Source organism: Neptunicoccus cionae (assembly GCF_014643735.1).
Taxonomy (GTDB): domain Bacteria; phylum Pseudomonadota; class Alphaproteobacteria; order Rhodobacterales; family Rhodobacteraceae; genus Amylibacter; species Amylibacter cionae.
Map to the genome: position 1 here is coordinate 90193 of NZ_BMKA01000001.1, position 12222 is coordinate 102414.

A 12222-nucleotide genomic window follows, 5' to 3' on the forward strand; every position below is an offset into this window, starting at 1 on the left:
GGTAATTAGTACACAAGCGAATTTTGCTAGAAAGCTGGTAACAGTGGGAATTTCACAGCGTTTTCACGGAAATTTCCCGCTGGATCAATCTGCCGTCAACAAAGGTGGCTTGGATTTGGGGATACGCCGTTTTTCCGGTGGCTCCATCTTCAATTCCAGTTTGCCGTCCTTAACGGAAACTTTCACCAGCCCGCCTTTGGTCAGTTTACCAAACAGCAGTTCCTCGGCCAGCGGCTTTTTGACGTGTTCCTGAATCACACGGGCCAGAGGCCGCGCACCCATTTTGTCGTCATAGCCTTTTTCGCCAAGCCACGCAGAGGCCGCCGGTGTCAGTTCGAACACCACGTTACGGTCCATAAGCTGGGCTTCCAGTTGCAGGATGAATTTGTCCACAACTTTGGAGATGGTTTTCTTACCAAGCGGTGCAAAGGAAATGATCGCATCCAGACGGTTGCGGAATTCCGGTGTGAACAGTTTTTCAATCGCGGCGGTGTCTTCCCCTTCGCGTCGACCACGGCCAAAGCCAATTGATTCTTTCGCAGCATCGGCAGCGCCGGCGTTCGATGTCATGATCAACACCACGTTGCGGAAATCCGTTGTGCGGCCGTTGTGATCTGTCAGCTTGCCGTGGTCCATCACCTGCAACAGGATGTTGAATACATCGGGGTGGGCTTTCTCCACCTCGTCCAGCAGCAGCACACAGTGGGGGGTCTTATCCACGCCGTCTGTCAGCAGACCGCCCTGATCAAACCCGACATACCCCGGAGGCGCACCGATCAAACGGGAGATCGCGTGTTTTTCCATGTATTCGGACATATCAAAGCGCAGCAGTTCCACACCCAGTGTATCTGCCAGCTGTTTGGCCACCTCGGTTTTACCCACACCCGTCGGTCCGGCGAACAGATAGTTGCCGATGGGCTTTTCCGGTTCGCGCAAACCGGCACGGGACAGTTTGATCGCAGAGGTCAGCGCCTCGATTGCGGGGTTCTGGCCAAACACAACGCGCTTCAGGCTTGCATCTAGATCGCGCAGCACTTCGGCATCGTCTTTGGAGACGGTTTTCGGCGGAATGCGGGCAATTTTTGCTACGACTTCCTCGATCTGGGACACGTCGATCTTGGTCGTACGCTTATCCTCGGGGATGATGTGCTGGTGGGCACCGGCCTCGTCGATCACGTCGATCGCTTTGTCTGGCAGCTTGCGGTCATGGATGTAGCGCGCCGAAAGCTCTACCGCAGTGCGGATTGCTTCGGGGGTGTAGGTGATCTGGTGGTGTTCTTCGAAATGAGGCGTCAGCCCTTGAAGGATCTTAACCGCATCTTCGACAGAGGGTTCATTCACGTCGATCTTCTGGAACCGGCGCGACAGGGCGCGGTCCTTTTCAAAGTGCTGGCGGTATTCCTTATAGGTGGTGGACCCCATGCAGCGCAGTTTCCCCCCCTGAAGCGCCGGCTTCAGCAGGTTGGAGGCATCCATTGCGCCGCCAGATGTGGCACCGGCACCGATTACGGTGTGGATTTCGTCGATGAACAGAACCGCATCTTCGTGCTCTTCCATTTCGGTCATCACCGCCTTCAGGCGTTCCTCAAAATCCCCGCGATAGCGGGTACCGGCTAGCAATGCGCCCATATCAAGAGAGTAGATCGTGGCACCGGACAGGATTTCAGGGGTTTCGCCCTTGATGATTTTATTGGCGAGCCCTTCAGCTATGGCGGTTTTGCCCACACCGGGATCACCCACAAGAATCGGGTTGTTCTTACGGCGGCGGCAAAGCACCTGAATGCAGCGCTCTACTTCGTGGTCGCGCCCGATCAGCGGATCAATATCCCCTGCGGCAGCTTTCGCGTTCAGGTCCACGCAATATTTTTGCAGCGCGGTTTCTTCCTTGCTGCCCTCATCCGATTCAAAGTTCAGATCTTCGATGTCTTCAGAACCGTTCAAGGGGCGGGTGTCGGTAAAGCTCGGGTCTTTGGCAACACCATGAGAGATGAAGTTCACAGCATCGTAGCGGGTCATGTCCTGTTCTTGCAGGAAATAGGCCGCATGGCTTTCCCGTTCGGCGAAGATGGCAACCAGCACATTGGCGCCGGTGACTTCACTGCGTCCCGAGGATTGTACATGGATCGCGGCACGCTGAATCACCCGCTGGAAAGCGGTGGTAGGCGCGGCTTCGGACCCGTCGATTTCAGACACCAGACTGTCCAGTTCTGTATCGAGAAACTGGATGAGGGTGCTGCGCAATCCTTCGAGATCGACCTCACACGCGCGCATCACCTGCGCTGCATCGGTTTCATCGATCAGTGACAGCAGAAGGTGTTCCAGTGTTGCAAGCTCGTGCTTGCGATCATTGGCGTGCCCCAAGGCTGCGTGAATTGCGTTTTCTAGGCTGCTCGAAAAAGATGGCATAGATCTGGACTTTCATTTTTGCAGCGTTCCCCGAAAACGCTGGTTAACCCCATAGTTTAAACTTCGGCGAGTTTAAGAAACCTTCAAGGGTTTTTTCGAAAATTAACCGTAAAAATATGCCAAGAGAGTCTTTTCCGCCGCGTTCTGGCTTCGCTCTAGGCATTTCTACGGGACCAGACGAAAATGGTTCCGATCCGGTCCGGTTTCAAGGGCAAAGCAGCTACACGCTGCTGTGAGCACCCTTGTGATTTGGTGCCGCCTTAGCGTTTGACAGGCACCAGCAAGGTCTCCGGTCGCACCCGTTCAGCGTCTTTGAACAGAGAGAACGACTGGTTTACATAATTCACTGCCGCAGAGGTATGGTCAATGAAGCCTTCCAGTTCCGGCGTCATTTGTGCCTCTACCACTGACACAGACCGGTCCTGCGGATAGGTTTCAAACTGCACATAGAACCACGGCTGGCCCCGTTTCAGGATCAGGTCTTGCGCGGTGTCATGCCATTCAAACGCCCACATCAGGGGGCGGGGCCAGTTGTTAATCGCAAAGCGGCCGCCAAAGATGGTGCCCGGCAGCGGTGTCTTGGTGTAGTGCATGAATGCTGAAAGCTGGGTCATAAAGACCGGTTCATCAGCAATAAACGTGTAGGGCAGAGAGATTTGCACAGTGGGCCGGTCTGCATAACGCCATTCGTGTTCCGCCGTCAGATGCAATTTCTTGGACAGAACATTGCCGCGCACCGGACTGGCATCGCCGTTCATATTACGCAGGCCCGGTTTGCCCTTGTCGTCCCTAACAAACCGCAGGTGCAGGTCGTAGGGGGCGCGGATCATAAAGTAGCGGCTCTCCATATTGATGATGGCAGGGCAACGGGAGGCAGATTTCGCATGGTTGCGGTTCACCTCGGCAGAGCGGATGCGTTCGGGGGGATAATAAACCACACCGGAGCGTTGCTCGTTCAGCAGCCAACCCACCCGCACCGGACCGGAGCGCGGGGCAGGGTGGGCGTCTTTTGGTTCAAACCAGTCTTTAAGGGCCAAATCTATCGTCTCTTTACTAATGCAACTTTTAGAAGTTGTCTTTGCGGCTGCGGATTTCGGCGAATACCTCGGCGTCGCTGGCGTCTTCCATGCCAAGTGCCGCCTTCACCTTGGGGTGATTGGCGCGCAGGAACGGGTTTGTTGCCAGTTCCAGCCCCAGATTGGATGGCACGGTCGGCTCTCCTTTGGCGCGGGCGTCTTCAGTGGCTTTCATGCGGGCGAGGTAGCTTTCGTTGTCCGGTTCGATCGTCAGGGCGAATTTGCCGTTGCTGGTGGTGTATTCATGCCCCGAATAGATCGTCATGGCGCGGGGCAGGGTGTGAAACTTCTGCAAGGTGTTCCACTGCTGATCCATCGTGCCTTCAAACACCCGCCCGCAACCCCAAGCCATCAGACTGTCTGCGGTAAAGGCGGCGAGGGCCTCGTCAAAAATAAACGCGATATGGCCAAGTGTGTGGCCCGACACATCAATCACGCGGCAGGTTTCCGCGCCCAGTTGGAATGTGTCGCCATCCGACAGTTGCGTATCAAGCGGGGGCAGGCGGTAGGCATCCGGTGCGCCACCGGAAACAGAGGCGCCGGTTTCCTTGCGCAACTCCTCTACGCCCATGATATGATCGTCGTGGTGGTGCGTCAGCAGGATATGATCCAGCGACCATCCCTTTTCCTTTAGAACATCCAGAATAGGTTGCGCTTCGGGAACATCTACAACTGCAACCTGATCGCTTTCGGTTTCGCGCAGGACAAAGGCGTAGTTGTCTGACAAACAAGGAACTGTAATGATCTCTAGGGGCATAGTGTTGTGTTCCTCTTTTGGGTTTAACTTTCGGTTTAGTCTGGCCGAACTTGCAAGGTGATGCAATGCACTTGGATGTGGTCGATCTTCATTCCTTCTATTACCGCACCAAATTGGGGCGCATTGCCCAGCGTGCGCTGCGCGAACGCATCGTGGAGCTTTGGCCCAACACCAAAGGGCAGACCTTGGCAGGCTTTGGTTTTGCAGGTCCGATGCTGCGCCCGTTTCTGGCAGACAGTCGGCGCGTATTAAACCTGATGCCCGGACAGCAGGGGGTAATGCCCTGGCCCGACGGTATGCCGAACCATTCGGTGATGATTGAAGAAACCCAGTGGCCGATGGGCACGGGGGTCATCGACCGGCTGATTGTGCTGCACGGCTTGGAAACCTGCGAACGGCAGGCAGACCTGCTGGACGAGATCTGGCGTGTTCTTGGCCCTGGTGGACGGGCGCTGTTTGTGGTGCCGAACCGTTCGGGCCTTTGGGCGCGGCGGGACCAGACGCCCTTTGGCTTTGGACGGCCCTACAGCTTTAGCCAGCTTGAATCCCAGTTGCGCAAACACGGCTTTGTTCCAAGGCGACAGGTTTCGGCTCTGTTCCCGCTCCCCAGCCACCGCGCATCACTGGTGCGCTCTGCGCAGGTGTTTGAGCGTTTTGGCAGCAGGCTGTCATGGGTTCTGCCGGCAGGGGCAGTCATGATCGAAGTGACCAAACAGGTGCATGCCCCGACCCGCCCCGGATTAGGGGAGGCCGTGCGCCGTCCGTTAGAGGCGTTGGAGGGTATTGCTAAACCGGTAGGCAAGCCCGTGCGCGGACGCGATACGCTGGTGTAACTGACCCGTGATCGCCGTTTAGCGGGCGAAACGGGCAGTGCTGCTGACAGGACAGGTCAGTAGGCCGCCGCAGGGTTGTCTTTGCGCCTTGGCAAGCGCGGGGCTGCACCGTTAGGTAGAAGCCACCCACACAGTTTATGGATAAAACAATGTTTCGCATCGCACTTATACTCGGCCTGATGTCAGCCGTCGGCCCTTTTGCAATTGATATGTATCTGCCCGCCCTGCCGCTAATTGCACAGGATCTGAATGCCTCGGTCGCGGCGGTTCAGGGCACGATCACCGCCTTCTTTCTGGCCTTTGGCCTGTCGCAACTGGTTTACGGGCCTTGGTCCGATCAGGTGGGGCGCAAGGTGCCGATCTATGTCGGGTTGGCGATCTTTGTGCTCGGTTCTATCGGGTGTATCTGGGCGCCGACGATCGGTTGGCTGACGGCGTTCCGCTTTGTGCAGGGGCTGGGCGCGGCGGTTGTCATGGTACTGCCCCGTGCGATTGTGCGCGATCTATACACCGGCAATGACGGCACGCGGTTGATGGCGATGATTATGCTGGTGATCAGCGTGTCGCCCATGCTGGCGCCACTGGCAGGAAGCCTGCTGCTGTTGTTGACCGAATGGCGCGCGATGTTTGCGGTCTTTGTGGTGACGGCCGGTGCAAGCCTTCTTATGGCGCGGTTTGCCCTGCCTGAAACCCTGCCGCAAGATCATCGTGTGAAGGTTAATGCCGCCAATCTGCTGCGCGGCTGCAAAATCCTGCTGACAGATCGCAGCTTTATGGCGCTGACGCTGGTGGGGGCCTTTGGCATGGCCTCGTTCTTTGTCTTCATCGCCAGCGGGTCTTTCGTTTACACCGGCGAATTCGGTCTGTCGCCTATCGGTTTCAGCATCGCCTTCGCTATCAATGCTGTCGGCTTCTTTGGTGCCTCCCAGATGGCGGCCCCGATTGGAGAGCGTTTGGGCATGGTGCGGGTGGTGCGTCTGGCAGTTTTGGGATTCGCTGCGAGCACTCTGTTCCTGCTGGCGATGGGGCTGGCTGGTCTGGTGAACCTTTATGTAATGGTAGGTGTGCTGTTCTGTGCAAACGGGTTCCTTGGTTTGGTGATTCCAACGACGATGGTGCTCGCGCTGGAAGAGCACGGCGATATTGCGGGGCTGGCGTCCTCGCTTGGGGGGATGTTGCAGATGATGATCGGGGGCCTGATGGTCACGCTGGTCGGGCCGTTCTTTGACGGCACAGCGCTGCCAATGATTGCGGCGATCGCGGTCTGTGGCGTGCTGGCGCTGGGCGTGAGCAGTTCTATGATCCGCCCGCAAACCCTGCCTGCTGCATCCTAAGTTCGACTGGAACGAACAGGCAGGTAGCTCTGCCAAATGACACGGGGCGGCCTTGCAATGGGTCGCCCCGCGTGATTCCGCCGGTTTGACATTAATGGAGCCGGTCCCATGTTAAGCGGCCCTGTTTATCTGATAGGCCGCGTGACGGTACAAAAACAGTATTCCATTCCTCCCCGCGTCGGGATTCGACAAAATTGCGACTGATTTCATCCGGAATCGACATTTCAGGGCCAAAAAAATGCGCCTAATCGGGCGCAGATTGTCGCGTTTTTTGTTAAGTTGCTGAACTTATTATATATTCCCTGCAAGCCGCCGCGTAATGCTTAGTTGCGCGACGGAGATACCTTTGCTATCACCGCGCTGATTTGAAGAGGCAGGCATTCGCTTGCCTCTGACTTGTGCAAATCTGATGTCGCCGATGAGCGGTGGCAAGACAAAATCGGAAGGGTTTTCGTGTCTGACAAAGGTTCGATATCGTCAGGGATCGCTGTGCGCTATGCCACTGCTGTCTTTGAGCTGGCAAAAGAGGCCAATGAACTCCCCGCTTTGGAAAAAGATCTTGATACGTTGACAGCAGCGTTGGAGGAAAGCACCGATTTTGTCGAGCTGATCTCCAACCCCGTCTATACACGTGACGAGATGGCCGCTGCGGTTGCCGCCATTGGCAAGAAAATGAAACTGACTTCAACGGTTGCGAATACGCTCGGCCTGATGGCGCAAAAGCGCCGCCTGTTCGTGCTGCCCGCGTTGATTGATACCGTAAAAGGTATGATCGCCGACGAAAAAGGCGAAGTCAGCGCAGAGGTAACAGCTGCCAAAAAGCTGACCAAAGCACAGGAAGAAAAACTGACCAAGACGCTGAAAGCGTCTGTGGGCAAGGATGTGAATGTAAATGTAACCGTGGATGAAAGTCTCATCGGCGGTTTGATCGTTAAAGTGGGCTCGAAGATGATTGACTCGTCGATCAAATCCAAGCTCTCCAATCTTCAAAATGCAATGAAAGAGGTCGGATAATGGGTATCCAAGCTGCAGAAATCTCTGCGATCCTCAAGGACCAGATCAAGAGCTTTGGCGAAGAAGCCGAAGTGGCCGAAGTTGGCCGTGTTCTGTCCGTGGGTGATGGTATCGCGCGTGTACACGGGCTGGACAATGTTCAGGCTGGTGAGATGGTTGAATTCCCCGGCGGTATCCGCGGGATGGCGCTGAACCTTGAGAGCGACAACGTGGGTGTTGTTATCTTTGGTTCCGACCGCGACATTAAAGAGGGCGACGTTGTTAAGCGGACGAACTCTATCGTGGACGTTCCGGTTGGCCCCGAACTGCTGGGCCGCGTTGTAGACGGTCTGGGTAACCCGATTGACGGCAAAGGTCCGATCAACGCATCCCGCCGCGCACAAGCCGAAGTCAAAGCGCCGGGCATTATCCCGCGTAAATCGGTTCACGAGCCGATGTTGACTGGTCTGAAATCCGTTGACGCTCTGATCCCTGTTGGCCGTGGCCAGCGCGAGCTGATCATTGGGGACCGTCAGACAGGTAAAACAGCCATCGCGCTTGATACCATGCTGAACCAGAAGTCCTACAACGACGCTGCCAAAGACGATTCAGACAAACTGTTCTGTATCTACGTTGCGATCGGTCAAAAGCGTTCCACTGTTGCCCAGCTGGTGAAAAAGCTGGAAGAAACAGGCGCGATTGAATACTCCATCGTTGTTGCTGCGACTGCGTCCGACCCTGCACCTATGCAGTTCCTCGCACCTTATGCCGCGACTTCCATGGGTGAATACTTCCGTGAAAACGGCATGCACGGTCTGATGATTTATGATGACCTTACAAAACAAGCTGTGGCCTATCGTCAGATGTCCCTGCTTCTGCGTCGTCCACCAGGGCGTGAAGCTTACCCGGGTGACGTTTTCTACCTGCACTCTCGCTTGCTGGAACGCTCTGCGAAGATGAACGAAGAAAACGGTTCCGGCTCTTTGACTGCTCTGCCAGTGATCGAAACCCAAGGCGGCGACGTTTCTGCGTTTATTCCGACGAACGTGATCTCCATCACCGACGGTCAGATCTTCCTTGAAACCGAACTGTTCTACCAAGGCATCCGTCCTGCGCTGAACACAGGTCTGTCCGTTTCCCGTGTTGGTTCGTCCGCACAAACAAACGCGATGAAATCTGTTGCGGGTTCGATCAAACTGGAACTGGCCCAGTATCGTGAAATGGCTGCCTTCGCGCAGTTCGGCTCTGATCTGGACGCGTCCACACAGGCCCTGCTGAACCGTGGTGCCCGTTTGACCGAGCTGCTGAAACAGCCACAGTATTCGCCACTGACCAACGCTGAGCAGGTTGTTGTTCTGTACGCTGGTACGAACGGTTTCCTCGACAAGATCGCCGTGAGCGATGTAGGCCGCTTTGAAGCGGGTCTGCTGGCACACATGCGTGGCGCTGCCAAAGATGTTCTGGACTTCATCGCGAATGAAGACCCGAAAATCAAAGGTGACGCTGAAGAAAAAGTGAAAGCCGCCGTCGAAGCCTTTGCAAAAGACTTCGCTTAAACATTGGCCCTTAGGAACAAGGAGTTTGCTTGATGGCAAACCTTAAAGACCTAAAAATGCGGATCGAGAGTGTCAAAGGCACTCGGAAGATCACCAAGGCCATGCAGATGGTCGCAGCTGCAAAGCTGCGACGTGCCCAAGAAGCTGCCGAAGCGGCCCGCCCATTTGCGGATCGCATGAACGTAGTGATGGGTAATCTGGCTGGCGCTTCGGCAGGCTCTGAGAGCGCACCGAAGCTGCTGGCAGGCACTGGTAAGGACGACGTGCATTTGCTGATCGTTGCAACCTCCGAACGGGGGTTGTGCGGTGGGTTTAACTCGTCGATTGCAAAAGCTGCCCGTGTTGATGCTGAAAAGCTGTTGGCTGCTGGTAAAACCGTTAAAATTCTGACCGTCGGCAAAAAAGGCCGCGAGCAGATGAGACGGGAGTTTGCGGAACACATGATCGACCACGTCGATATGTCCGAGGTGAAACGTCTGGGTTACAACAACGCCCAGGATATCGCCAACGATGTCATGGCCCGTTTCAACGCCGGTGAGTTCGACGTGGCGACGATCTACTACAGCGAGTTCCAGTCGGTGATTTCCCAAATCCCGACCGCCTTGCAGTTGATCCCTGCTACGTTTGAAGCAGACGAGCAAGCTGAAGCACCGTTTTACGATTATGAGCCCGGCAAGGAAGACATCCTCGCCGATCTGTTGCCCCGTGCCCTGACAACATCGGTTTTTGCCGCTTTGTTGGAGAACGCCGCATCAGAGCAGGGCGCGCGGATGTCCGCTATGGACAACGCCACGCGCAACGCAGGTGAAATGATCGACAAACTGACCATTCAGTACAACCGTAGCCGCCAAGCCGCGATTACGAACGAACTGATCGAGATTATCTCGGGCGCTGAAGCGCTCTAAGAACGGAGAAACACATTATGGCAAATGCTGTAGGTAAAATTACGCAGGTGATCGGGGCGGTTGTTGACGTTCAGTTCGCAGACAACCTGCCAGAGATCCTGAACGCTCTGACTGTAGACAACAACGGCAACTCTCTGGTGCTGGAAGTTGCGCAGCATCTGGGTGAAAACACTGTACGGACTGTTGCGATGGACGCGACCGAAGGTTTGGTGCGCGGTCAAGACGTGACAGACACCGGCGGGCCGATCATGGTTCCGGTTGGAACGGCCACTCTGGGCCGCATCCTGAACGTCGTTGGCGAACCTGTGGACGAACAGGGTCCGGTGAAAACCGAAACAACCCGTTCGATCCACCAACCTGCGCCTGAATTCGCAGAGCAGTCCACTGCTTCTGAAATTCTGGTAACAGGCATCAAAGTTGTAGACCTGCTGGCGCCTTACACAAAAGGTGGTAAAATTGGTCTGTTCGGTGGTGCGGGTGTTGGTAAAACAGTTCTGATTATGGAATTGATCAACAACATCGCGAAAGTACACTCCGGTCTGTCCGTATTTGCGGGTGTGGGCGAGCGTACACGCGAAGGGAACGATCTGTATCACGAGATGATCGAATCCGGCGTTATCGTTCCTGACGATCTGGAAAAATCCAAAATTGCGCTGGTTTACGGCCAAATGAACGAGCCTCCAGGCGCGCGTATGCGGGTTGCCCTGTCCGGTCTGACACTGGCCGAGCAGTTCCGTGATGAAACCGGTGCAGACGTTCTGTTCTTCGTGGACAACATCTTCCGCTTCACACAAGCTGGTTCCGAGGTGTCCGCGCTTCTGGGTCGTATCCCTTCCGCTGTGGGCTACCAGCCGACACTGGCAACCGACATGGGTGCCATGCAGGAACGGATTACATCCACGAAATCCGGTTCGATTACATCTGTGCAAGCGGTTTACGTGCCTGCGGATGACCTTACCGACCCTGCGCCTGCGACATCCTTTGCCCACCTTGATGCGACAACCGTTCTGGACCGTGCAATTTCGGAAAAGGGTATCTACCCTGCTGTGGACCCGCTGGGTTCCACATCCCGTCTGCTTGATCCGCTGATCATCGGCGAAGAGCACTACAAGGTTGCAACTGACGTTCAGCAGGTTCTGCAACGCTACAAATCGCTGCAAGACATCATCGCCATCCTCGGGATGGACGAACTGTCCGAAGACGACAAACTGGCTGTGGCCCGTGCCCGTAAGATCGAGCGCTTCCTGTCGCAACCGTTCGACGTGGCCAAAGTGTTCACAGGTTCCGACGGTGTTCAGGTTCCTCTGGAAGACACAATCGCGTCCTTCAAGGCGGTTGTTGCAGGTGAATACGACCACCTTCCAGAAGCAGCCTTCTACATGGTTGGCGGCATCGACGAAGTGAAAGCCAAAGCCGAAAAGCTGGCAGCCGCTGCTGCCTAAGGCTACGCGAAACCCGTCTGACCGGAACAGCTCCGGTCAGACGCTTTAAACAAAGGATTGGTTCCAAATGGCTACCATGCAATTCGATCTGGTTTCCCCAGAACGCAAGCTGGCCTCGCTTGAAGCATCCGAGGTTCAAATCCCTGGTTCCGAAGGTGACTTCACTGCCATGGCCGATCACTCTCCTGTGCTGACCACCCTGCGCCCCGGCGTTCTGAAGGTCAAAGCGGGTTCGGATGTTAGCGAATACATCGTAACTGGTGGTTTCGTAGAAGTGTCCCCGAAGGCCACATCGGTACTGGCGGAACATGCCGTGCCAAAGGCAGAAGCAACTGCCGATTTTGTTAACGGTCTGGTTGAAGAAGCCGAAACCGCAGCGAAAAACGTGTCCGGCCCGGATCTGGACATGGCGAACAAGCGTATCGCTGATACACGGGCTTTGCTGGATTTGATCTAAATCCTGACAAAATGTCGCCAAAAACAATAGCTAAACCCCGCCCTTGACGCGGGGTTTTGTTGTTTTAGGCTTCGCGGTGAAATTGATATAAAGCGCGATATGAAAAAACTGTATTCGTCAGTAACAGGAATAGACCAAGGCTCGGTGCAACTCTTCTCGGATTTTGAAGACGGCGGAGAGATGTGGTCAGGGCAGGGGGATCGCGAGCGCTGGATGCCGGTTCAATTCTCAGAGCCGTTCAAAACCGTGCCGGCAGTGTTCATTTCGCTGCAACTGCTGGACCTTCACACAGGCGCCAACCACCGCACCGTCACAGTGGCTGAAAACATCACCGAGACCGGTTTTGACGCCGTTCTACGCACGTGGGGCGACACCCGCATCGCACGGGCCTCGGCGGCATGGATGGCGATCGGAGAGGTTAAGGGCGACGAGGACTGGGACATCGACTACGGCAGCTAGAGAA

General features: G+C 55.6%; 11 protein-coding genes. 8 read left to right on the forward strand and 3 right to left on the reverse strand.

Annotated elements, in window-relative coordinates; all coding sequences use genetic code 11:
* Positions 1-84: 84 nt before the first annotated feature.
* The 3 genes from clpA to gloB all read right to left on the reverse strand — a co-directional run bounded on the left by clpA (position 85) and on the right by gloB (position 4239).
* The gene (gene clpA, locus IEX10_RS00365; RefSeq protein ID WP_188669821.1) at positions 85-2406 is read right to left on the reverse strand and encodes an ATP-dependent Clp protease ATP-binding subunit ClpA; all 2322 of its coding nucleotides are present in this window, start codon (positions 2404-2406) and stop codon (positions 85-87) included.
* Between the two features lie 260 nt (positions 2407-2666).
* Positions 2667-3443: a hypothetical protein gene (locus IEX10_RS00370; protein WP_188669823.1), complete on the reverse strand. Its 777-nt coding sequence runs from the start codon at positions 3441-3443 to the stop codon at positions 2667-2669.
* A 28-nt stretch (positions 3444-3471) separates the two neighbouring features.
* The gene (gene gloB, locus IEX10_RS00375; protein ID WP_188669825.1) at positions 3472-4239 is read right to left on the reverse strand and encodes a hydroxyacylglutathione hydrolase; all 768 of its coding nucleotides are present in this window, start codon (positions 4237-4239) and stop codon (positions 3472-3474) included.
* Positions 4240-4304: 65 nt separating this feature from the next.
* Between gloB and IEX10_RS00380 the strand changes: the two genes are divergently transcribed.
* From IEX10_RS00380 to IEX10_RS00415, 8 genes are all read left to right on the forward strand, one after another.
* A complete protein-coding gene (locus IEX10_RS00380; protein WP_188669827.1) occupies positions 4305-5072 on the forward strand; it encodes a class I SAM-dependent methyltransferase in 768 nt (255 codons plus the stop codon).
* 149 nt (positions 5073-5221) lie between these two features.
* Complete coding sequence (locus IEX10_RS00385) at positions 5222-6406, forward strand: multidrug effflux MFS transporter (protein WP_188669829.1); 1185 nt, start codon at positions 5222-5224, stop codon at positions 6404-6406.
* Between the two features lie 453 nt (positions 6407-6859).
* A complete protein-coding gene (locus IEX10_RS00390; protein ID WP_188669830.1) occupies positions 6860-7420 on the forward strand; it encodes a F0F1 ATP synthase subunit delta in 561 nt (186 codons plus the stop codon).
* The gene (gene atpA, locus IEX10_RS00395) at positions 7420-8955 is read left to right on the forward strand and encodes a F0F1 ATP synthase subunit alpha (protein ID WP_188669832.1); all 1536 of its coding nucleotides are present in this window, start codon (positions 7420-7422) and stop codon (positions 8953-8955) included. Before IEX10_RS00390 ends, atpA begins: the two co-directional genes overlap by 1 nt.
* A 32-nt stretch (positions 8956-8987) precedes the next feature.
* A complete protein-coding gene (locus IEX10_RS00400; RefSeq protein WP_188669834.1) occupies positions 8988-9860 on the forward strand; it encodes a F0F1 ATP synthase subunit gamma in 873 nt (290 codons plus the stop codon).
* A 17-nt stretch (positions 9861-9877) separates the two neighbouring features.
* Entirely contained in the window at positions 9878-11302 is a 1425-nt protein-coding gene (gene atpD / locus IEX10_RS00405; protein ID WP_188669836.1) for a F0F1 ATP synthase subunit beta, read from the forward strand.
* A gap of 67 nt (positions 11303-11369) precedes the next feature.
* Positions 11370-11759, forward strand: coding sequence for a F0F1 ATP synthase subunit epsilon (locus IEX10_RS00410; RefSeq protein WP_188669838.1), 390 nt, complete (start codon positions 11370-11372; stop codon positions 11757-11759).
* Between the two features lie 99 nt (positions 11760-11858).
* Positions 11859-12218 carry an H-type lectin domain-containing protein gene (locus IEX10_RS00415; RefSeq protein ID WP_188669840.1) on the forward strand — a complete coding sequence of 120 codons (360 nt, stop codon included), beginning with the start codon at positions 11859-11861 and terminating at the stop codon, positions 12216-12218.
* Positions 12219-12222 lie beyond the last annotated feature (4 nt).

Coding starts and splice junctions, on each gene's coding strand:
- IEX10_RS00380 (WP_188669827.1), top strand. CDS start 4,305: ATGCACTTGGATGTGGTCGATCTTCATTCCTTCTATTACCGCACCAAA.
- atpA (WP_188669832.1), top strand. CDS start 7,420: ATGGGTATCCAAGCTGCAGAAATCTCTGCGATCCTCAAGGACCAGATC.
- IEX10_RS00410 (WP_188669838.1), top strand. CDS start 11,370: ATGGCTACCATGCAATTCGATCTGGTTTCCCCAGAACGCAAGCTGGCC.
- IEX10_RS00385 (WP_188669829.1), top strand. CDS start 5,222: ATGTTTCGCATCGCACTTATACTCGGCCTGATGTCAGCCGTCGGCCCT.
- atpD (WP_188669836.1), top strand. CDS start 9,878: ATGGCAAATGCTGTAGGTAAAATTACGCAGGTGATCGGGGCGGTTGTT.
- gloB (WP_188669825.1), bottom strand. CDS start 4,239: ATGCCCCTAGAGATCATTACAGTTCCTTGTTTGTCAGACAACTACGCC.
- IEX10_RS00400 (WP_188669834.1), top strand. CDS start 8,988: ATGGCAAACCTTAAAGACCTAAAAATGCGGATCGAGAGTGTCAAAGGC.
- IEX10_RS00415 (WP_188669840.1), top strand. CDS start 11,859: ATGAAAAAACTGTATTCGTCAGTAACAGGAATAGACCAAGGCTCGGTG.
- clpA (WP_188669821.1), bottom strand. CDS start 2,406: ATGCCATCTTTTTCGAGCAGCCTAGAAAACGCAATTCACGCAGCCTTG.